The 21,500-nt window shown below is 71.9% G+C and carries 17 protein-coding genes and 1 pseudogene; 8 read left to right on the top strand and 10 right to left on the bottom strand.

Annotated elements, in window-relative coordinates; genetic code table 11:
• Window positions 1-26: 26 nt before the first annotated feature.
• From treS to ACIBO8_RS27525, 4 genes are all read left to right on the top strand, one after another.
• Window positions 27-1,814: a maltose alpha-D-glucosyltransferase gene (gene treS / locus ACIBO8_RS27540; protein WP_396118201.1), complete on the top strand. Its 1,788-nt coding sequence runs from the start codon at window positions 27-29 to the stop codon at window positions 1,812-1,814.
• A complete protein-coding gene (locus ACIBO8_RS27535; RefSeq protein ID WP_396118200.1) occupies window positions 1,811-3,121 on the top strand; it encodes a maltokinase in 1,311 nt (436 codons plus the stop codon). Before treS ends, ACIBO8_RS27535 begins: the two co-directional genes overlap by 4 nt.
• Before the next feature lie 19 nt (window positions 3,122-3,140).
• Window positions 3,141-5,309, top strand: coding sequence for a 1,4-alpha-glucan branching protein GlgB (gene glgB / locus ACIBO8_RS27530; protein WP_396118199.1), 2,169 nt, complete (start codon window positions 3,141-3,143; stop codon window positions 5,307-5,309).
• 76 nt (window positions 5,310-5,385) lie between these two features.
• Window positions 5,386-5,742 carry a cold shock domain-containing protein gene (locus tag ACIBO8_RS27525; protein ID WP_396118198.1) on the top strand — a complete coding sequence of 119 codons (357 nt, stop codon included), beginning with the start codon at window positions 5,386-5,388 and terminating at the stop codon, window positions 5,740-5,742.
• A gap of 17 nt (window positions 5,743-5,759) precedes the next feature.
• Here the strand turns inward: ACIBO8_RS27525 and ACIBO8_RS27520 are convergent, their stop codons facing one another.
• The 4 genes from ACIBO8_RS27520 to ACIBO8_RS27505 form a co-directional block, all read right to left on the bottom strand.
• Complete coding sequence (locus ACIBO8_RS27520; RefSeq protein ID WP_396118197.1) at window positions 5,760-6,107, bottom strand: MmcQ/YjbR family DNA-binding protein; 348 nt, start codon at window positions 6,105-6,107, stop codon at window positions 5,760-5,762.
• A gap of 43 nt (window positions 6,108-6,150) precedes the next feature.
• Window positions 6,151-6,567, bottom strand: coding sequence for a VOC family protein (locus tag ACIBO8_RS27515; protein WP_396118196.1), 417 nt, complete (start codon window positions 6,565-6,567; stop codon window positions 6,151-6,153).
• A gap of 71 nt (window positions 6,568-6,638) precedes the next feature.
• Window positions 6,639-7,214: a GNAT family N-acetyltransferase gene (locus ACIBO8_RS27510; RefSeq protein WP_396118195.1), complete on the bottom strand. Its 576-nt coding sequence runs from the start codon at window positions 7,212-7,214 to the stop codon at window positions 6,639-6,641.
• Window positions 7,214-7,927 (bottom strand): PP2C family protein-serine/threonine phosphatase, encoded by a 714-nt coding sequence (locus ACIBO8_RS27505; protein WP_396118194.1) that lies wholly within the window; start codon window positions 7,925-7,927, stop codon window positions 7,214-7,216. Before ACIBO8_RS27505 ends, ACIBO8_RS27510 begins: the two co-directional genes overlap by 1 nt.
• A gap of 64 nt (window positions 7,928-7,991) precedes the next feature.
• Here ACIBO8_RS27505 and ACIBO8_RS27500 point away from each other — a divergent pair, with 64 nt between their 5' ends.
• The 3 genes and pseudogenes from ACIBO8_RS27500 to ACIBO8_RS27490 all read left to right on the top strand — a co-directional run.
• Window positions 7,992-8,966, top strand: a complete 975-nt coding sequence (locus tag ACIBO8_RS27500; protein ID WP_396118225.1) for a LuxR C-terminal-related transcriptional regulator — start codon at window positions 7,992-7,994, stop codon at window positions 8,964-8,966.
• A 64-nt stretch (window positions 8,967-9,030) separates the two neighbouring features.
• The gene (locus tag ACIBO8_RS27495) at window positions 9,031-11,562 is read left to right on the top strand and encodes a Tex family protein (RefSeq protein WP_396118193.1); all 2,532 of its coding nucleotides are present in this window, start codon (window positions 9,031-9,033) and stop codon (window positions 11,560-11,562) included.
• Between the two features lie 275 nt (window positions 11,563-11,837).
• Window positions 11,838-11,975: pseudogene (locus ACIBO8_RS27490) on the top strand (hypothetical protein); the annotation flags it as partial.
• Here ACIBO8_RS27490 and ACIBO8_RS27485 read toward each other — a convergent pair.
• The 6 genes from ACIBO8_RS27485 to ACIBO8_RS27460 all read right to left on the bottom strand — a co-directional run bounded on the left by ACIBO8_RS27485 (window position 11,956) and on the right by ACIBO8_RS27460 (window position 20,234).
• Complete coding sequence (locus ACIBO8_RS27485; protein WP_396118192.1) at window positions 11,956-13,686, bottom strand: serine/threonine protein kinase; 1,731 nt, start codon at window positions 13,684-13,686, stop codon at window positions 11,956-11,958. The pseudogene ACIBO8_RS27490 and the gene ACIBO8_RS27485 sit on opposite strands and share 20 nt — an antisense overlap.
• Window positions 13,687-13,841: 155 nt before the next feature.
• Window positions 13,842-15,656, bottom strand: a complete 1,815-nt coding sequence (locus tag ACIBO8_RS27480; protein WP_396118191.1) for a serine/threonine-protein kinase — start codon at window positions 15,654-15,656, stop codon at window positions 13,842-13,844.
• A gap of 2 nt (window positions 15,657-15,658) precedes the next feature.
• Entirely contained in the window at window positions 15,659-16,516 is an 858-nt protein-coding gene (locus ACIBO8_RS27475) for a cytochrome c biogenesis CcdA family protein (protein WP_396118190.1), read from the bottom strand.
• Window positions 16,517-16,519: 3 nt separating this feature from the next.
• A complete protein-coding gene (locus ACIBO8_RS27470) occupies window positions 16,520-17,017 on the bottom strand; it encodes a TlpA family protein disulfide reductase (RefSeq protein ID WP_396118189.1) in 498 nt (165 codons plus the stop codon).
• Window positions 17,014-18,486 carry an NADH-ubiquinone oxidoreductase-F iron-sulfur binding region domain-containing protein gene (locus tag ACIBO8_RS27465; protein WP_396118188.1) on the bottom strand — a complete coding sequence of 491 codons (1,473 nt, stop codon included), beginning with the start codon at window positions 18,484-18,486 and terminating at the stop codon, window positions 17,014-17,016. The genes ACIBO8_RS27470 and ACIBO8_RS27465 overlap by 4 nt, the downstream gene beginning before the upstream one ends.
• Window positions 18,483-20,234 carry a translation initiation factor III gene (locus ACIBO8_RS27460; RefSeq protein ID WP_396118187.1) on the bottom strand — a complete coding sequence of 584 codons (1,752 nt, stop codon included), beginning with the start codon at window positions 20,232-20,234 and terminating at the stop codon, window positions 18,483-18,485. The genes ACIBO8_RS27465 and ACIBO8_RS27460 overlap by 4 nt, the downstream gene beginning before the upstream one ends.
• Before the next feature lie 442 nt (window positions 20,235-20,676).
• Between ACIBO8_RS27460 and ACIBO8_RS27455 the strand changes: the two genes are divergently transcribed.
• On the top strand, window positions 20,677-21,486 hold the full coding sequence (locus ACIBO8_RS27455; protein WP_396118186.1) for a hypothetical protein: 810 nt from the start codon (window positions 20,677-20,679) through the stop codon (window positions 21,484-21,486).
• Window positions 21,487-21,500: the final 14 nt, after the last annotated feature.

Here is a 21,500-nt window from a genome sequence, read left to right as displayed (position 1 = left end):
GATTCAGTTCCTGCGGGGTGGGGTAGGTGAGACGTCTGATGGACCTGACGAACGACCTCGACGCGACCGTCGAGCACGATCCCGCGGAGGGCAGTCACGTCGAGGACGGTGTGGTCGAGCATCCCACCGCGGACGACTTCGGCCACGCCCGGACGCTGCCCGCGGACCGGACCTGGTTCAAACGGGCCGTCTTCTACGAGGTGCTGGTCCGGGCGTTCTACGACTCGAGCGCGGACGGCTCCGGCGACCTGCGCGGCCTGATCGAGCGCCTGGACTACCTGCAGTGGCTCGGCGTGGACTGCCTCTGGCTGCCGCCGTTCTACGACTCGCCGCTGCGCGACGGCGGGTACGACATCCGGGACTTCTACAAGGTCCTGCCGGACTTCGGCACGGTCGAGGACTTCGTCGCCCTGCTCGACGCGGCGCACAAGCGCGGCATCCGGGTCATCACCGACCTGGTCATGAACCACACCTCCGACTCGCACGCCTGGTTCCAGGAGTCGCGCCGCGATCCCGACGGGCCGTACGGCGACTACTACGTCTGGAGCGACACCAGCGAGCAGTACAAGGACGCGCGGATCATCTTCGTCGACACCGAGGAGTCGAACTGGACGTTCGACCCGGTGCGCCGGCAGTTCTACTGGCACCGCTTCTTCAGCCACCAGCCCGACCTGAACTACGACAACCCCAAGGTCCAGGAGGCGATGCTCGACGTCCTGCGCTTCTGGCTGGACCTGGGCATCGACGGCTTCCGGCTGGACGCGGTGCCGTACCTGTTCGAGCGCGAGGGCACCAACTGCGAGAACCTGCCCGAGACGCACGCGTTCCTCAAGCACTGCCGCAAGGTGATCGACGACGAGTTCCCCGGCCGGGTGCTGCTCGCCGAGGCGAACCAGTGGCCGGCGGACGTGGTCGAGTACTTCGGCGACTCGGAGACCGGCGGCGACGAGTGCCACATGGCCTTCCACTTCCCGCTCATGCCGCGCATCTTCATGGCGGTGCGCCGGGAGTCGCGCTTTCCCATCTCGGAGATCCTGGCCCAGACGCCGCCGATCCCGGACATGGCCCAGTGGGGCATCTTCCTGCGCAACCACGACGAGCTGACGCTCGAGATGGTCACGGACGAAGAGCGCGACTACATGTACTCCGAGTACGCCAAGGACCCGCGGATGAAGGCGAACGTGGGCATCCGCCGGCGGCTCGCCCCGCTGCTGGAGAACGACCGCAACCAGATCGAGCTGTTCACCGCGATGCTGCTCTCGCTGCCCGGCTCGCCGGTGCTGTACTACGGCGACGAGATCGGCATGGGCGACAACATCTGGCTCGGTGACCGCGACGGCGTCCGCACCCCCATGCAGTGGACCCCGGACCGCAACGCGGGTTTCTCCACGGCCAATCCGGGCCGGCTCTACCTGCCGGCCAACCAGGACCCCGTGTACGGGTACCAGGCGGTCAACGTGGAGGCCCAGCGCGACAGCGCGACGTCGCTGCTCAACTGGACCCGGACCATGCTGGCCGTGCGGCGACGGCACGAGGCGTTCGCCATCGGCACGTTCCGCGAGCTCGGCGGCTCCAACCCGTCGGTGCTGGCGTACCTGCGCGAGGCCGGGGACGACGTGGTGCTCTGCGTCAACAACCTCTCGCGCTTCCCCCAGCCCATCGAATTGAACCTGCAGCACTGGAACGGGTACACGCCGGTCGAGCTGACCGGGCACGTGAACTTCCCGCGCATCGGCCAGCTGCCCTACCTGCTGACGCTGCCGGGACACGGGTTCTACTGGTTCCAGCTCTGCGGGTCCGAGGAGAAGCAATGACGCTGCCCTTCGCCGAATGGCTGCCCCAGCAACGCTGGTACGCGGGCCGCAGCCGGACCCTCACCTCCGCCGAGCCCGCCTCCGTGACCCCGCTGCGCGACGACATGGACCTGATGCTCGTCGACGCCGCGTACGAGGACGGCAGCACCGAGCGCTATCAGATCGTGGTCGCCTGGAACGACGGCCCGATCTCGGAGTACAGCACGATCGCCACGATCGGCACCGACAACGACCGCACCGGCTACGACGCGCTCTACGACACCGAGGCGGCCCGCTACCTGCTCGGGCTGATCGACTCGTCGGCGGTCAAGGGCGACGTGGTGTTCACCAAGGAACCGGGCACGTCGCTGCCGCTCAATTCGTCGCCCCGGGTCTTCGACGCCGAGCAGAGCAACACCAGCGTGATCTTCGAGGAGGAGGCCATCCTCAAGATCTTTCGCCGGGTCGACTGCGGCATCAACCCCGACATCGAGCTCAACCGGGTCCTCGGCCGCGCGGGCAACCCGCACGTGGCCCGGCTCCTCGGCTCGTTCGAGACCGGTACGGACAGCGGCGCCTGCCCGCTCGGCATGGTCACCGCGTACGCGGTCAACTCCGCCGAGGGTTGGGCGATGGCCACCGCCAGCGCCCGCGACCTCTTCGCCGACGCCGACCTGCGTGCCGACGAGATGGGCGGCGACTTCGCCGGCGAGTCGTACCGGCTCGGCGAGGCCGTGGCCTCGGTGCACCGCACCCTCGCCGACGAGCTGGGCAGCGGCCCGTCGCCGTTCCCGGTCGACGCCGTCGTGGCCCGCCTGACGTCGGCCGCCGGCGCCGTGCCGGAGCTGCGCGAGTACGTCCCGGTCATCGAGGAGCGGTTCCGCAAGCTGACCGGCGAACAGGTGACCGTGCAGCGCGTCCACGGCGACCTGCACCTGGGCCAGGTCCTGCGCACCCCCCAGGCGTGGCTGCTGATCGACTTCGAGGGCGAACCGGGCCAGCCGCTGGAGGAACGCCGGCTGCCGGACTCGCCGCTGCGCGACATCGCCGGCGTGCTCCGCAGTTACGAGTACGCCGCCTACCAACTGCTGGTCGACCAGGACGACGACGAGCACCTGGCCGCCCGGGCCCGCGAGTGGGTCGACCGCAACCGGGCCTCCTTCTGCGACGGGTACGCGGCAGCCGCCGGCGCCGACCCGCGCGACCATGCCGCGTTGCTGGCGGCGTACGAGCTGGACAAGGCGGTCTACGAGGCCGCGTACGAAGCCCGGCACCGGCCCGGATGGCTGCGCATCCCGCTGCGGTCCATCGCCCGGCTCGTCGGCTGACACCCCGGAGGAAGAACCGATGATCGGGCAGACCACCCCGCCGACCTCGCCCGTGCCGGGCGGCGCCGACCAGCGCCAGATGCACGCCGTCATCTCGGGCGACACGCACGACCCGCACTCGCTGCTGGGTGCGCACCCCGGCGGCGGCCGTACGGTGATCCGGACGATGCGCAAGGGCGCGAAGTCCGTCTCTGTGGTCGTCGGCGACGAGCGTACCGAGATGACCCAGGTGCACCCGGACGGCATCTTCGCCGCCGAGCTGCCGGACTCTGTGCTCGACTACCGGATCGACGTGGACGGGACGGTCTGCGACGACCCGTACCGGCACCTGCCGACCCTCGGCGAGCTGGACCTGCACCTGATCGGCGAGGGCCGGCACGAGAAGCTGTGGACGGTGCTCGGCGCCCACCCGCGCGGCGACGGCGTGGCGTTCGCCGTCTGGGCGCCGTCGGCCCGCGGCGTGCAGGTGATCGGCGACTTCGCCGGCTGGGGCCCGTACGACGGCTGGCCGATGCGCTCGCTCGGCAGCAGCGGCGTCTGGGAGCTCTACGTGCCGGGTGCGTCCGCCGGCACCAAGTACAAGTTCAAGATCCTCGGCCGCGACGGCGTCTGGCGGGAGAAGGCCGACCCGCTGGCCCAGCACACCGAGGTGCCGCCGGCTACCGCGTCGGTCGTCTTCGAGTCCTCGTACGAGTGGCAGGACGCCCAGTGGATGGCCGAGCGCGCCTCCCGCCACTGGCACCAGGAACCGATGAGCGCCTACGAGGTGCACCTCGGCTCGTGGCGGCCGGGCCTGTCCTACACCGAGCTCGCCACGCAGCTGGTCGACTACGTGAAGGAGACCGGCTTCACGCACGTCGAGCTGATGCCGGTCATGGAGCACCCGTTCGGCGGCTCATGGGGCTACCAGGTCACCGGCTACTACGCCCCGACGTCCCGCTTCGGCACGCCCGACGAGTTCCGCTACCTGGTCGACAAGCTCCACCAGGCGGGCATCGGCGTGATCCTCGACTGGGTCCCGGCCCACTTCCCCAAGGACGAGTGGGCCCTGGCCCGCTTCGACGGCACGCCGCTCTACGAGCACGGCGACTGGCGGCGCGGCGAGCACCCCGACTGGGGCACGTACGTCTTCGACTTCGGCCGCAAGGAGGTCCGCAACTTCCTGGTGGCCAACGCCCTCTACTGGTGCGAGGAGTTCCACGCCGACGGCCTGCGCGTCGACGCGGTCGCCTCCATGCTCTACCTGGACTACTCCCGCAAGGACGGCGAGTGGACCCCCAACCAGTACGGCGGCCGCGAGAACCTCGACGCGATCAGCTTCCTGCAGGAGATGAACGCGACGGTCTACAAGAACAACCCCGGCGTGGTCACCATCGCCGAGGAGTCCACGGCGTGGCCGGGCGTTACCCGCCCCACCCACCTGGGCGGGCTGGGCTTCGGCTTCAAGTGGAACATGGGCTGGATGAACGACACCTTGTCCTACATGGAGAAGGAGCCGATCTACCGCCAGTGGCACCACCACCAGATGACCTTCGCCACCGTGTACGCCTGGAGCGAGAACTACATCCTGCCGATCAGCCACGACGAGGTCGTCCACGGCAAGGGCTCGCTGACCGGCAAGATGCCCGGCGACCTCTGGCAGAAGCTGGCGAACACCCGCGCCCTGCTCGGCTTCATGTGGGCCTTCACCGGCAAGCAGCTCCTCTTCATGGGCGCCGAGATGGGCGACGAACGCGAGTGGAGCGAGGAGAGAGGCCTCGACTGGGACCTCCTCGCCGACGAGTCCCGCGGCGGCGGCATCCACAGCCTGATCAAGGACCTGAACCGCACGTACCGGGAGACGCCTGCCGTGTGGACGCAGGACACCACCCCGAGCGGTTTCCGGTGGATCACCTCGGAGGACTCGCAGCACAACACGTTCTCGTTCCTGCGCTTCGCCCCCAACGGCGACACCCTGGCCTGCATCGTCAACTTCGCGGCGGTCCCGCACGAGGGCTACCGCATCGGCCTCCCCCGCGCAGGCGTGTGGCGCGAGGTCATCAACACCGACAGCGAACTGTACGGCGGCTCCGGCGTCGGCAACCTCGGCGAGGTCCACGCGGAAGCGCTGCCGTGGCACGGCTTGAACGCGTCCGCGGCGCTGCGGGTGCCGCCGCTCGGGGCGGTGTGGTTGCGCTTCGAGGGCTGACCATCGCAATGAGGAACGGGCGCCTGCCGCGGGCGCCCGTTCTTCGTGGTCGCGACAGCCCGGTACCGTTGCCGGCATGGCTGTCCCGGGCACCATCCGTCAGTGGCACGACGACGAGGGCTGGGGCGTGGTCGACTCCGCGGAGACGCCCGGTGGCTGCTGGGCCCATTTCAGCGCCGCCGCCGTCGACGGGTATGGGAGCTTCGCCGCCGGGCAGCCCGTGTGGCTCGAGTGGGAGACGCCGGGCCAGGAGGGCTTCCCCTTCCGGGCCGTGCGGTTGTGGCCGCACGGCGCAGACCCGGTTACCCGTCGCCCCGACTCCGGCCTCGGCACCGGCACCGGCCTCGATCCCGCCGCCAGCACCGACCCGGGCACAGGTGCGGCCTATACGAGCACACTCAGGCTGACGTTCGACCCGCCCCCACCCGGCTGACCCGCGCCCAGCCCCGTTCAGCGCGACGTTCGCAGCGTCTTCGGTGCGACGGTGTTGAAGGCGTCCTCGCACAGCTCCGCGATCTCGTCCCAGTCCACCTCCCCGTCCAGCCGCACCCCCAGCCACCCGCGATGTCCCACGTACGGCGGCCGGAAGAACCTGTCACCGTCCGCGGCGATCAGCTCCTCCTGGGCACCCGGCGGCGCGGCGCACCACAGCTGCGGGAAGCCGGCGTCGTGGTGGCCCTCTGCCATGAGCGAGACGAACGTCCGCTTGCCGCGCACGAACCAGGTCGGTGAGCCGTGGCTGAGCCGCTCGGTGACCTCGGGCAGCGCGAGGCAGATCCGTCGGAGCTCCTCGAGCATGCCCTGCCCTTCCCCGCCGGTCACCGAACGCGCGCCTCGACCGTCAGCCTTGCGCAGCCGTGATGTTGACCATCCAGTAGATGCCGAACCGGTCCCGGCAGCTGCCGAACTCGTCGCCCCACATCTGCTTCTCCAGCGGCACGCTCACCGTCCCGCCCGCGGAGAGCTTCTCCCAGTAGCCGCGCAGCGTGTCGCCGTCGTCGCCGCTGAGGCTCACCGACATGTTGGAGCCCGACACGATCTCCATGCCCGGCGGCGTGTCCGAGGCCATCAACGCCAGGCCGTCCGGTGTTTCCAGCAGGGCGTGCATGATCTTGTCGGCGAACGCCGGGTCCGGCATCCCGAACTCGCCGAAGGTGTTGATCCGGAGCTCACCCCCGAACACGGAGTGGTAGAACTCCATCGCGGCGCGCGCGTTGCCGTCGGGAAACGAGATGTAGGGATTCAGGCGAACGGACATGACGGCTCCTTTGCCGTGACGAATCTGCCGTGACGAATCTGCCGTGACGAGGCCGCGGTGCACCCAGCACCTTAGCCCCGCCGCCGCCCGCCGCGCCCCTGTTCCTCGCCGCCTGTGGAAAACCATTCCTCCGAGAGCAGCCCGTACAGCAGGTCGTCCGTCCACTCGTTCTTGATCCACGTATGTTGCCGCAGGTGCCCCTCGCGCGTGAAGCCGACCCGTTCCAGCAACCGCGCCGAGGCGGCGTTCCGCGCGTCGCACTCCGCCGACACCTTGTGCAGCCCTCGCACCCGGAACAACTGATCCAGCACGGCCCGTACCGCCTCGGTGGCGTACCCGTGTCCCTGCCAGCGCGGTGCCAGGGTGTAGCCGATCTCCGCCTGCCGCAGGTTGTCCGCGAGGTTCACCCCCACGTCCCCGACCAGCGTGTTCTCGTCCGCGAGCTCGACCGCGTACTGGAACCACCCTGGCTGTCCCGGGTCCGCGGCGACCATCGTCTGGACCGCGTAGCGCGCCTTGTCCAGCGAGTACGGCGAGTTCCACGACTGGTAACGGGCGACGGCCGGGTCCGACCGGTACGCCGCCAGCGCCCCCGCGTCCTCGAGCCGAAAACGGCGCAGCACCAGCCGCTCGGTGGTGATGAGCACTATTCGAGGTCCGCGACGATGACCGTGACGTTGTCCGGCGCCCCGGCCTCGAGGGTTCGCGCGATCAGCTCCGCCGCGCACACCTGGCGGTCCGGGTACGCCCGCAGCGTCGTGGCGATCACCTCGTCCTCGACGTAGTCGCTCAGCCCGTCGCTGCACAGCAGGAACCGGTCGCCGGCGCGTACCGGAACCATCCGGCCCGCAGGCCGGAACGGGCCGCCCTGGACCGCCTGGGTGACCAGGGCCCGCTGGGGGTGCCGGCGGGCGTCGTCCGGAGTGAGGACGCCCTGGTCGACGAGGGCCTGCACGTACGTGTCGTCGCGGGTGATCTGGGTCAGCACCCCGTCGCGCATCAGGTAGCAGCGGGAGTCGCCGACGTTGAGGGCCGCGACGCGGTCGCCGGCGAGCAGCAGGGCGGTCACCGTCGTTCCCATGCCGTCGCGGGCGTCGTCGTCGGCGACCGCCGCCTCGATCCGCTCGTTCGCCGTGGCCAGCGCGGCGATCAGGTCCTGCAACGGTTCGTCCGACTCCGGGAGGTCGTCGACGACGGCTACCGCCTTCACCAGGATGTCGCTGGCGAGTTCCCCGGCGGGCAGGCCGCCCATGCCGTCCGCCACGACCAGCAGCCGCCCGCCGACGAAGACCGCGTCCTCGTTGTTCGACCGGACCAGCCCCTGGTCGGAGGCGGCGACCGCACGTAGCACCAAGCTCATGGGTCAAGACTGCCAAAGGGCGGAGAGCATGTCTGTAGTACGTAGTACGTAGTGTTGGGAGGTGATGCCGGTACCGATGGTCGGCCGGGCGGCCGCACTCGACGAACTGCGGCACGCCTGGGAGCGTGTACGCGGCGGCGGGCGGTGCGTCCCCGCCGTCGTCACCGGCCTGCCCGGAACCGGCAAGAGCACCCTGGCCGCCGCCGCGGCGCAGGTCGCGGCCGCTGAGGTGGTCCTGTCGGGGTCCGCGCGGCTGCACTCCCCCGCACCGTACGACTGGCTGGCGGCCGTGCTCGCCGCCACCGGGGCGCGCCCCGATCTTCCCGTGCCGCCCGACGCTCTGGCCTGGCTCGCCCAGGACCCGGATGTCCCCCGGGAGCGGTACACGCCCGACGCGCTGCTGCGCCTGGCCGTGACCACGGTGCGCACGCTGGTCGGCGGCCGGCCGGCCGTTCTGCTGGTCGAGGACCTGCACGCGCTCGACCCCGCCAGCCTGAGCCTCATCGCGGAGCTGGCCGGCGCGGACGTCCCCGCCCTGCTGCTGGTGACGTCCCGTCCGCCGGACGCCGCGGTCAATCCCGCCCTCACCGTCCGCGCGCTCGAGCGCCTGGCCGGCGCCCCCGGGGCCGTGCGCCGGCATCTCGGTCCGCTCACCGCCGGGCAGGTGGGTCAGATCCTCGACCACGTGTACGGGGACAGCCGGCCGTCCCGGGACCTCGCGGAGGCGGTGTGGCGGCGTACGGGCGGGAACCCGTACCGGATCACCGAGCTGCTGGCCGTGGCCGGCGACCGCGAGGATCTCGCCGGGCAGCTGCGGGAGCCGGTGGAGCTGACCGCCCGGGAACGGGAGGTCCTCGGCTGCCTCGCGGAGGGGATGGCGAACAAGCAGATCGCCGGCGCGCTCGGCATCTCGGTGCGCACGGTGACCGTGCACGTGTCGAATCTGCTGCGTAAGACGGGTGCCGTGTCCCGCACCGAGGCCGCGTTGTGGGCCGTCCAGCGCGATCTCCCGGCCGAGGCGCGCACCCGGACCGGGTGATGATCAGCTCGCCCTGAGCGGGGTGCCGCGACAAGTGTCGTACCCCTCGGTCACAATCGTCCGCGTGACGACAGCCATCCATCAGCGCATCGCCCAGGAGCTCGGGGTCCGCGAGGGCCAGGTCTCGGCGGCCGTCGAGCTGCTCGACGGCGGTGCCACCGTGCCGTTCATCGCCCGGTACCGCAAGGAGGTCACCGGCACCCTCGACGACCAGCAGCTGCGCGTGCTGGAGGAACGGCTCGGCTACCTGCGCGAGCTCGAGGAGCGGCGCACGGCGGTGCTCGAGTCGATCCGCTCGCAGGGCAAGCTCGACGACGCGCTCGAAGCGCAGATCATGGCCGCGGAGTCCAAGGCGCGGCTCGAGGACATCTACCTGCCGTTCAAGCCGAAGCGCCGCACCCGCGCCCAGATCGCCCGCGAGGCCGGCCTGGAGCCGCTGGCCGACCTGCTGCTCGGCGACCCTGCCCGCGACCCCCGCGAGGAGGCCACGGCCTTCGTCGACGCCGACAAGGGCGTCGCCGACGCGCAGGCGGCACTGGACGGCGCGCGCGCCATCCTCATCGAACGCTTCGCCGAGGACGCCGACCTCATCGGTGAGCTGCGCGAGCGCATGTGGACGCGCGGCCGGCTGGTCGCCAAGGTGCGCGAGGGCAAGGAGACCGACGGGGCGAAGTTCGCCGACTACTTCGACTTCGCCGAGCCGTATTCGAAGCTTCCCTCGCACCGGATCCTCGCCATGTTCCGCGGCGAGAAGGAGGAGGTCCTCGACCTCACGATGGAGCCGACCGCCGACGAGGAGGACGCGCCGTCGTTCGAGGCCGCGATCGCCGGCCGCTTCGGCGTCTCCGACCAGGGCCGCGCCGGCGACCGCTGGCTCCTCGACACGGTCCGCTGGGCCTGGCGCACCCGCATCCTGATCCACCTCGGCGCCGACCTGCGGGTCCGGCTGTGGCAGGCGGCCGAGGACGAGGCCGTGCGGGTCTTCGCGGCCAACCTGCGCGACCTGCTCCTTGCCGCGCCTGCCGGCACGCGCACGACCATGGGCCTCGACCCCGGATTCCGTACGGGTGTGAAGGTGGCCGTGGTCGACCCCACGGGCAAGTGCGTCGCCACCTCGACCATCTACCCGCACGTGCCGCAGAACAAGTGGGACGCGTCGATCCACACCCTGGCGGAGCTCGCCAAGCAGCACAACGTCGACCTGGTGGCGATCGGCAACGGCACGGCGTCCCGCGAGACCGACAAGCTGGCGGCCGATCTCATCAAGCGGCACCCCGAGCTGAAGCTCACCAAGGTGATGGTCTCCGAGGCCGGTGCGTCCGTGTACTCGGCTTCGGCGTACGCATCGCAGGAACTGCCCGGTCTCGACGTCTCCCTGCGCGGCGCGGTCTCCATCGCCCGGCGATTGCAGGACCCGCTGGCCGAGTTGGTCAAGATCGATCCGCGCTCGATCGGCGTCGGTCAGTACCAGCACGACCTCTCGGAGGTGAAGCTGTCCCGCTCGCTGGACGCGGTGGTCGAGGACTGCGTGAACGCGGTCGGCGTCGACGTCAACACGGCGTCCGCTCCCCTGCTGACCCGGGTCTCCGGCATCGGCGCCGGCCTCGCGGAGAACATCGTGCTGCACCGCGACGCCAACGGTCCGTTCCGCAGCCGCTCCGAGATCAAGAAGGTGGCCCGGCTCGGCCCCAAGGCGTTCGAGCAGTGCGCGGGCTTCCTGCGCATCCCCGACGGCGACGACCCCCTGGACGCCTCCAGCGTGCACCCGGAGTCCTACCCGGTGGTCCGCACGATCCTCGCCACGGCCGGCACCGACCTGCGCACCGCCATGGGCAACAGCCCGATCCTGCGCGCGCTGAAGCCCGAGCAGTTCGTCACCGACACCGTGGGCCTCCCCACCATCACCGACATCCTCCGAGAGCTCGAAAAGCCGGGCCGCGACCCCCGCCCGGCCTTCACCACGGCCACCTTCGCCGAGGGCGTCGAGAAGATCGCCGACCTCAAGCCCGGCATGGTCCTCGAGGGCGTGGTCACGAACGTGGCGGCATTCGGAGCATTCGTCGACGTCGGCGTCCACCAGGACGGCCTCGTCCACGTGTCGGCGCTGTCCCACACATTCGTGAAGGACCCCCGCGAGGTGGTGAAGTCCGGCGACGTCGTCAAGGTCCGCGTGGTCGAGGTCGACGAGGCCCGCAAACGCATCTCCCTGACGATGCGCCTGACCGACGAGCCCCGCCAGGGCGGCGGCGACCGCCGCGGACCCGGCAGCGCCGACCGGCGCGGCCAGGGCAGCGGCGGCGAGCGCGGCCAGGGCAGCGGCGGCGAGCGGCGAGGCCAGGCCGGCAGCGGCGACCGGCGCGGGCAGGGCGGCCCTGCCGGCGGCGAGCGCGGCGGCCGCGACGGCAGCCAGCGCGGCGGGCAGCCGCGCCAGGGCGGCGGCGCGGGCGGCAGCGGGGGCAGCGGCGGTCAGCGCCAGGGCCAGCCCCGCCAGGGCGGCGGCCAGCAGCGCCGCGGCGGCCAGCAGTCGTCCGGCACGAGCTTCAACGGCGGCGCGATGGCCGACGCCCTGCGGCGCGCCGGACTGACGAAGGACTGAACGCAGGGCCGGCCTGGGGATCCTGGCCAGGTCGGCCCGCACCGCAGCCGCGCCCGCATGGAGCGCGGCTGCGGACCAGACCGGCCGCCACCTGACGCGCGCGCCGCCACCGGCAGCGGCGACTGGACCGCAGAGCCCGCCAGGCGCACTCCTGACAGAGCCATCGGGCCGCCGTCATCGCGGTGTAGACCGGAGGGTCGCCGGCGGCGGGCGCGTGGGTCAACGGGGAGTTCACCGAGCTCAAGAGCATGTGACGTGCTCGCCCGTACAAGGGCCGGGCCCGTTACTGGTCGCATCCGCAGGTCGCCGAGGTGGCGTGGAGCTATCCCGACCCGGTCCCGGAGAACCCCGAAGATCCGCGAACGTCCCGAGTCGCCCTTGCGACCCGGCCGCTCAGACGGGCCAGATCCTGATGTCGGTGAACGCCACCTCGTACGGCCCGGCGGGTGCCGCGTACTGCTCCGTGTAGATGCCCAGCGCGACCCGGCCGATGGTGATGTCCTCGTCGGTCACCGGCACGGTTCCCACCGGCTCGCCGTCGCGGAGGATGTCGAGCGTCTCGCCGTGCATCGTCAGGGTCATCGTCGTCGGGGGCGCTCCCACGCCGATCGGGGCGTCGTCCAGCGGGAACGTCTTGAGGACCTCGATGTCGGCGGACTTGTGGGTGCCGACGTACACGTTGCGTTCGCAGATGCGTACCTGATAGCCCTGGTTGCCGCGGAAGCGCAGCCAGACGGAGGCGCAGCTGTCCGGGGTGAGCAGCCGGACGCCGACCTGCACCTGCAGGTCGGCCGGTTCGACGTCGGCCGGGCCGCGGCAGCGGAAGACGCCCTTGGTCTCGCGGCGCACGACCAGGCCGTCGCGGAACGTGCACGTCGCGCCCTCGTCGGCGTCGCTGGACGCGTTCCAGAGCCGGGGCTGCCGCAACGAGTCGGTCAGCAGCGGGGTGTCGTGCTGACCGGTCGGGGCCACGTCGCGGTCGCGCAGCTTGGGCCAGAAGGCCACGCCGAGGCCGGCCACCGCCAGCAGGGCCAGCACGAGCAGGATCATCGCCATCGGCAGGACCCAGGGGCGGCGGGGGTGCGGGTCGCGCGTGAACGGGGTGGCCGGCCCGGCCGGGGAGACCGGCACGGGCTGGGTGACGATCGAGTCCTCGGTGTAGCCGACGAGTTCCGGCGGCGCCGCCACCGCGGTGAGCTGGCGGGCCGAGTGGTAGCCGGTCGCGGCCTGCGCCTCCTCGGCCGCGACCCGCAGTCCCGGCTGGTGGGCGAGGGCCGCCTTGGCCGGGGCGGGCTGCTGCGGGCTCGTGACCAGCAGGTCGAGCAGCTCGCGGGCGGTCGGCCGGTTCGCCGGGTCCTTCTCCAGGGCGTGCGCGACCAGGTCGCGCAGCGGCCCGCTGAGGCCGGAGAGATCCGGGGGCCGGGTCAGGATCCGGGCCGCGGTCGCGGGTGGCGAGTCCGCGCTGAAGGGGGTACGGCCGGTGCCCGCGTACGCCACGACGCCACCCCACGCGAACACGTCGGCGGCCGGCGTGAGCAGCGTCGTGTCCTCGCCGAAGCGCTCGGGCGCCATGTACGCGACCGTGCCCACCATCTCGTCGGTGTGGGTGTGACCGTCGGTGGCCTCCATGGGCCGGGCGATGCCGAAGTCGATGACCTTGGGGCTGCCGGGCGCGAGCAGCACGTTGCGGGGCTTGAGGTCGCGGTGGATGATCCCGGCGCCGTGGATGGCGGTGAGGGCGGTCGCCACGCCGATCGCGACGCCGTGCAGGTTGGCGGCGGTCAGCGGGCCGCGCTCCTCGACGACCTCGGCGAGGCTGGGGCCGTCGACGTACTCGACGACGAGGTAGGGCTGTTCGTGGTCGGGGTCGGCGTCGAGGACCTCGGCGGTGCAGAAGGGCGGCACCTGGCGGACCCGGTTGACCTCGCTGCGGAAGCGCCGGCGGAACGCGTCGTCGGGGGCCAGGTCGGCGCGGATCATCTTGACCGCGACGAGTGTGCCCGACGCCGCGCGCGCCAGGTAGACGGTGCCCATGCCGCCCTCGCCCAGCCGGCTGAGCAGCTCGTACGGCCCCAGCCGGCGCGGGTCACGCGGGCGCAGCGGGGTCGTCCGCTCCTCCGCCATGCCGCTGCTCCTACGCCCCCGGACGGCTCTATCGCCGCCCTCCCCGCGCCCTGAGGGCACGGGACATCACCCCCGACAGGAAGGCACCCTATCGGGCGGTGTCACTGCCTGCGAAGACCCTTCTGCCTGTTGCCGCCTAACCGACACCGAGATCGTCAGATCGACCGGATGTCGACGTTGCTGAACGTGACCGCGTACGGCGGCTGAGTGCCTGCGGTCTCCGCGCTGAGGCCGAGTCTCACCTCGCCGGTGTCCGCTGCTCCGTCCGGTACGGCGAACTCGCCGGCGAAGACGCCGCCCCGGAAGACCTGGGCAGTGCCGTCGCGGACCACGAGGTGGATCCGGGTCGTCTTCTGCAGGGGGATCGGGTCGCCGAGCCGGACGCTGTCGAACACCTGGCGGTCGGTGGGCGTGTCCGCGGCCAGGTCGATCTCGTCCCGGCAGACGTGCAGCACCTGGCCGCCGTTCTCGTCGCTCCAGTGGAACCAGATCGCGGCGCAGCTGCCGGCGCTCTGCAGCGTCGTGGTGACCTCGACGCCGAAGTCGTCCTCGATCTTCTCCTCGGGCCCGGCGCACTGGTAGACGCCGCGGTCGACGCGCTCGGCCTTCATCACACCGCGGACGAAGCAGCGTGCGTCGGCCTCGCGGATCTCGCTGTCGAACCACTGCCCGGGCTCGGTCAGCGGGTCCTGGATGATCGGTTCGCCGCCGGTCGGTTCGATCGGCACGGGCTTGCCGCCGGTCGACGGCGGCTCGGTGTCCTCCGGCGGCGTGGACGGCGACGGGTCGTCCGGCGCGCTGCTCGACGGCGGGTCGCCGGTCGCGGGGCCTGCGGTGCCGCCGGACCCGGGGTCGGGTGCCCCGGCCGCCTCGCCGCCGTCCGGGGAGGCGAAGCCCGCCGTGGGGGTGCGGTTCCGGGCGTGGACGCTCACCACGAGGCCGACGGTGGTGAGCCCGGCGATCACCAGCAGCACCGCCAGCGCGGCGAGCAAGCGGTGCCCGCGCGGGCGCCCGGCCCGGTCCCGCGGCGGTTCGTAGTCGTCGTACGCGGGATCCCCGGTCACCGCACGGAGCAGGTCGTCGCGCGACTCGGTGTACACCGTGGTGTGCTGCCGCGCGACAACGGGGCGCGGCACCGGCTGGTCGCCGAGGAGCATGTCCAGCAACTCCCGCGCACTCGGCCGATCCCGCGGATCCTTCGCCAACGCCAAACCCACCACCGCACGCAACGGCTGCGGCAACCCCTCCAACACCGGCGGCTGCGTCAAAATCCGCGCCGCCGTCGCCGGCGGCGAATCACCCGCGAACGGCGTACGCCCCGTCCCCGCGAACGCCACCACACAACCCCACGCGAACACGTCCGCCGCCGCCGACAACGCCACCTGCGCACCCGAGGAGAACCGCTCCGGCGCCATATACGCCACCGTGCCCACCATCTGATCCGCCCGCGTGTGCTGACTCGTCGCCTCGAACGCCCGCGCGATCCCGAAATCGATCACCTTCGGGCTCCCCGGCGCCAGCAACACATTGTCCGGCTTCAAATCCCGGTGAATCACCCCCGCGCCATGGATCCCCACCAACGCGGTGGCCACCCCCACCGCCAGGGAATGCAACCCCGCCGACCGCAACGGCCCGCGTTCCTCCACCACCTCCGCCAGGCTCGGCCCATCGACGAACTCCACCACCAGATACGGCGGACGATGATCCAGATCCGCGTCCAGAACCTCCGCCGTACAGAACGACGGCACCTGCCGCGCCCGCTCCACCTCCGACCGGAACCGGCCCCGGAACTCCGGATCATCCGACAACCACGCATGGATCAGCTTCACCGCCACGAACATGCCGTCACGGTCCTCCGCCAGATACACCACACCCATGCCACCCGAGCCGAGCCGGCCGGTGAGCCGGTACTCCCCGAGCCACTCGGGATCCCCCGGGCGCAGTGGACTCACGCGGTACGCGGTGTCCACGATCAACTCCCCACTGAGGTACGGCGGCGGCGGGACAGCAGAAGCGCTGCCAGCACGAGGCCGGCCAGCATCAGCGCGAACCACCCCGCGCCCAGCTTCCCGACCAGCCCACTCAACTCGTGCTGCACACCGGTGGCAAGATTCACGACGGGATCCTGCCCGGAAGTCCGCAGATTCCTGGTGAGACGGATCTCGTACCAGCCGTACCAGGCCACGTAGGCGCCGGCGACCAGCAGCACCGCCCCGCCCGCCCGCGGGACGTAGGCGCTCGCCCGGCGCAACCGGGCGATCGCGGAGACGCGCACCAGCGCGATCGCGATCGCCGTCACGCCGATGACCAGCCCCATCCCAGCCGCGTAGCTGACGAACAGCGCCATGCCCGCACCGATCGACCCCGCGCGCAGGCTGGACGCCACCAACGCCAGGAACGGCCCGATCGCGCAGCCGAGCGAGGCCACCGCGTACGCCATCCCGAAGAGCACCATCGACGCGGCCGAGCCGGTCAGCCGCGGTGCCCGCAGGGCCCGCCCGGGCGCCGGCAGCGACCGGCCCGCCAGCAGCCACCCGCCGAGCACCGCCAGCCCGGCACCGAACGCCACCGTCAGCCACGGCAGCCGGGGCTGCAGCCAACCGGCCAGCGGTGTCAGCAGCAGACCGAAACCGGCGAAGACCGCGACGTACCCCAGGGTCAGCGCGGCGGTGCAGCGCAGCGCGCGCCCGACCGCCGCGATCCCCGCCCGCGGACCGCTGTGGTCGCCCGCGATCAGCACCGACAGGTACGCCGGCAGCAGCGCGAAGCCGCACGGGTTGACCGCCCCGAGCATCCCGGCGGTGAGCGCGAGCAGCAGCGGCGCCTCCACGCCTCAGGCCACCAGCGCCTTGACCTTCGACGTCAGCTGCAGGTCGTCGAGGTATCCGGACACCACGACGCGGCCGGTGCGGTCGAGGATGACGTACGTGCTCTGCTCGGTGATGCCGAACTTCCTCCAGATCGCCCCGGCCTGGTCGTCGAGGTGCGGCACCGCGCCCACCTCCAGGTCGGAGACGAACTCGTGCATCTCCTTGTTGCCGCCCATCCCGGCGACCCCGAGGATGTTGAGGCGGCCCGCGTACTCCTTCTGGATGTCGGCGATCGACATGGCCTCGCTGGCACAGGTGGCGCACCACGGCGCCCAGAACCACAGGATCGTGGGCTTGCCGGCGAGGGTCGACGCGTCGAACCGCGTACCGTCCAAGGTCTTGCCCGTGAAGGTCAGCGCCGCGGGCACCGCGGCGGCCGGCGCCGCCGCGGGAGCAGCGCCCCCGCACCCGGCCAGGAGGGCCACCGCGGCGACCGTCACGAGCAGGACCTTGATCCTCACTTCTTGCCCGCCTCCGTCAGTCGCAGGGCCAGCGCGGGGCAGACGTTGACGGCCTTGCGGGCGCCGTTCTCCAGCCACGGCGGCAGCGGAGTCTGCGGGAACGCCGGGAAGCCGTTCGCGTCCAGCCGGATGATCTCCGGAGCGACCGCGGAGCAGAGCCCGTGCCCGTCGCAGCGCGACCAGTCCAGCGCGAGCTTCCGCGCACCCTGCTGCTGGTGGTACGGCAGCGGCAGGATGCCGCGCACCTGCTTGCCGCAGCCCTCGCCGTTGGCGTGGAGCTCCACGTCGCGGGCGAAGACCTCGAGGGCGGACAGGGCGAACCGCGCGGTGCCGTCCGGGTGGCTGCACGCGCCGCGGCCCTTGACCACGCCGGCCGCCTGCCGCACGTTCTCCAGGGCGCTGCCGCCGAGCGCGACGAGCGTCACCGCGCGGGCCAGGTCGGGCAGGCCGAGCCGGCACGGCCCGCACTGCCCGGCCGACTCACCGGCGAGGTACTGCACGACCTGGGCGACCTCGCCCAGCGGGCAGGTCTGCGAGCCGATCGGGATCAGCATGCCGGCGCCGAGCGTGCCGCCGACCTTGGCGAAGCCCTTGCGCGAGATGGTGACCGTCTTGGCCGCCTCCGCACTGATCCACTTGCCGTGGTAACCGCCGACCAGCAGGCCGGGCCCGATGTCGGCGCCGCACATCTCCAGCACCTCCATGAGCGGGGTGCCGGTGGGCGCCTCCACCACGGCGGGCGCGGTCGACGAGCCGCCGACGGTCAGCATGACCGTGCCGGGCTCCTCCGGGATGCCGACGGCGTTGTACTCCCACGGGCCCAGCCGGGCGGCGATCGCCAGCTGCGAGTACGTCTCGGCGTTGGACAGCAGGGTGGGCAGACCGGCCACGCCGTTGTCGCTGGACCGGACCTTGCGGCCGGGCGGGATGTGGGCCTCGCCGTTGATGCCGCGTACCAGGGCGCCGCCCTCGCCGGAGATGAAGCGGTGCGGCACGGTGACGATCCGGGTCGGCACCGGCATCCGGCGCTCGGCGAGGGCCTCGGCCAGCGAATCCATCCCGATGCCGTCGTCGGCCACGCCGATGACGATCTCCTCGGCGTCGAGGGCGGCCGCGGCCAGCGCGGCACCGTCGAGGATGAGGTGCGGGCCGCGGGTCAGGATCGCCTTGTCCTTCCACGACGGCGGCTCACCCTCGGTGGCGTTGACCACGATGATCGGCGGCAGATCCTGGCGGCGGCAGGAGTCGAGCACCGCGCGCAGCTTGCGGGCGAACGGGAAGCCCGCGCCGCCGCGCCCGCGCAGCTCGATCCGGTCGGCGAGGCCGATCAGCTCGCCGCTGGACAGGGCCGCGAACCCGCCGTGCACCTCCTGGTGCGCGAGCAGGTCCAGCCGCCCGTACTCGTCGAAACCCGCGGTGATCCGCGGCGTCCCGATCGAGGTCACGGGTGGAACCTTGCTGGTACTCACTGAGCTTCCCCTCGCAGCTGCGCCCAGTACCGGTCGTCAGCCGCCTCCTCAGCCGCGCGGCCCCGGGATCCTCGGCGGGCCCCCCGGCCCGACCCCGTACGCACGGATTCCTGCTGTGCTGCCCTGCGGGCGCGGCGCTGCGCCATGTCGACGAGCGTGGGCGTCTCGTCGGGTTCCAGGTAGTTCGGGTCGTCGGCGAGATCCACGAACTCACTGCGGCTGTGACGACCCGGATCGGCGCGGTCGATGTCGGCGCCCCGGTCGCGCCGGGCCCGGGGCGCATCCTCGTCCTCCTCGGCGTAGCGGGAGGCTCGTGAGCGTGACGGGCGGACCGGCTCGTCGTCGGCGTACCGGGCGGCGCGGCGGGGCGCCGGGGCCTCCTCGTACCGGTCGTCGTCGGCGTACCGGGAGCGCGGGCGGGGGGCCGGCACGTCGTCCTCGTCGCCGGCGTACCGGCGGGCCCGGCGGGGCGGGGCCGGTTCCGCGTCCATGTCGGTGTCGGCATAGCGGCGGGAGCGCGGCCGCGGAGCCTCGTCGTACGCGTCGTCGGCACGGCGGCGGCCGCGCGGCGCGGGCATCTCGTCCTCGTAGTCGTAGCCGCGGTGGCCGTCCTCCAGGGCCCGGCGCGAGATCGCGCCGGTCGGCTCGTCGAACCGCTCGGCCGCGGCGGCGCGCCGCTGGCGGGGGGCCGGGGCGTCATCCTCGTAGCGGCGCGAGCGCGGTGCCGGCATGTCGTCCTCGTCCTCGAACTGCCAGCGCTGGGTGGGCGCGTCGTCGAAGTCGCGGTGGCGCCGGGCGCGCTCGTCGTCGTCCACGTAACGGCGCGGGCGGCGCTCGTCACGCTCGGCGAAGGGGGCGGCGCTGACCGGGCCGGCGGTGACCGGCTCGGGCGCGGCGGGCGGCGCCGGGCGCGGGGCCGCGGGGATCCAGCTCTCGACGGCGTTGCCGCGGTCGGAGACGACCGCCTCCTCGCGGCGCTTGCGGCCGCCCCGCCCCTTCGCGATCGGCCCGGCGGGCGCCAGCTTGCCGACCGGCTTCATGCCGCCGGTGCCGCCGGCCGTGCCGGTCTGCGAGGCGAAGTCCTTGCGGCGGTTGAGGCTGACCGCGATCCGTACGGCGAGCCCGATGAGCACCGCGAGCACGCAGATGACGTAGCTGACGATGACCCAGACGGCGGCGGCGCGGCCGGCGTTCAGGCCGTGCAGCAGGGCGATCGGCCACATCAGGTAGGAGATGCTGTGCACGGCGCGCCACATCCACGGCTTGCCGCGGCCGATGAAGCGGGCGCGGGCGATGCCCGTCCACATCACCATCACCATGATCCAGGCGGAGAGCGTGCCGAACCCGACGAAGACCTTGTTGTAGCCCGGGTACAGGAACGGGATGACGATGTCGATCAGCCGGATGTGGCTCTCGGCGAACTTGGTCCAGAGATGGATGCCGAGCGCGGAGACCGCCATGACGCCGGTGGTCCGGTGGGCGGACTGCAACAGCAGGCGCTGGCGGATGGAGAGCACCAGCCGGTCGGTGGAGACCAGGCCGATCATGATCGTGATCGAGAGCGACACGAGCGTCAGCACGCCCATGTAGTACTCGAGGTAGAAGAAGATGTAGACGTAGGCGACGCGTCCCGCGGGGATGAGCATCATCAGGGCCCAGATCGCCGCGAGCATCGACGTGCCGAACAGGGCGACGGTGAGCTTGGAGGGTGGGGTCCGGCCACCCGTGGAACCCATCTCGACGTCCACACGACTGGCGGATCGTTCTTTCGTCTTCGTCCGGGCCATAGCTCCTCGTTTTCCGCAGCGGTGTGGCGTCCGTCGTGGGCGTTCGCAGACGCCGGCATCCGTGGGGGATGCCCCGCGCTCTTTACTGTCGGGCGGTCCGGCCGGTCCTTCCTTTCCTTACGGTGCGTCGTCTCCGGTCCCTGCCCTCCCCCATCTACGTGCGCGGGACCGGTTCGGATGAACGTTCGGGCAGTTCTTTACCGGGAAGTTTGCGCGACCCTGCTAGCGCACCCCCGCAGATGGGCTGCGACCAGGGAATACATCCGTTCGAGACCCCCGGCTAAGGCAAAAATAAAACTGCTGGACGAGTGATCCTTCACCTCGGGTGAACCTTTCGCGCCGCAGCGCCGAACTACCTGACGATGCGGGTCCATTAGTGACGTTGCGTAAGGAAGTGATTGCTGTGCGGCATCGCGTGGCGCTGGTGACGACCGCTCTGGCCGTCGCCGCCGCGAACCTCGCCCTGCCCGGCCGGGCCACCGCGGTGGAACCCGGGGTTCAGGTGACCATCACCGAGCTGCCGGCCAGCTTCAAGGCCGGCGCCGGGAGCCGGACGGTGACCGTCGTGGCGTCCACCGACCGGGTCCGCTGCCGCAAGGTGCGATGGTCGATGGCGCTGCGGGTGGACGGCCCCGGCCTCGGCCAGGTCGACGTCGCCCGGGTGGAGAACGACGGCGATTTTCCCGTACGCGTGGAGACGGACGGCGACACCGCCCGCATCACCGACGTGCAGCTCGACCCCGGTGAACTGTGCCGTGGCCGTACGGTGACCGCCCGCTACCGGATCGCCTTCGACGACGACGCCGAGACGGGCGGGGTCGTCTTCCAGCCGCAGGCGTTCGACGTGGCGGGCCGGCTACTGCAGCAGACCTCCGGGCAGAGCTCGGTGGTGGGCCAGGAATCCCAGGCGACCGAGGCACCCATCGCCACGCCGACGCCCGCACCCGGCGAGTCGGACGACCCGGAGTACGGCGATCCCGGCCCGGATGCGACCGGCGACGCGACCGACGACCCGGAACCCGCCGAGTCCCGCGACGCCATCGGCGCCGTCCCGGCCGCCTCCAACGGCGGCACGCCGTCGCTGCTGGGCCCGGGACTGATCATCGGCGCGGTCCTGGTGTTCCTGGGTGTCGCCCTGCTGCTGCGCCTGCGGATGCGCAACCGGGAGAGCCGGGGCGGCACCGCGCCCACGCGCTTCTATCCCATCCGGTAAAGGTTCTTTACCGT

It is taken from the genome of Actinoplanes sp. NPDC049681 (genome assembly GCF_044465265.1).
Classification (GTDB): Bacteria; Actinomycetota; Actinomycetes; order Mycobacteriales; family Micromonosporaceae; genus Actinoplanes.
The sequence above is the reverse complement of the archived record's forward strand: the minus strand, read 5'-3'. Positions and strand labels throughout refer to the sequence as shown.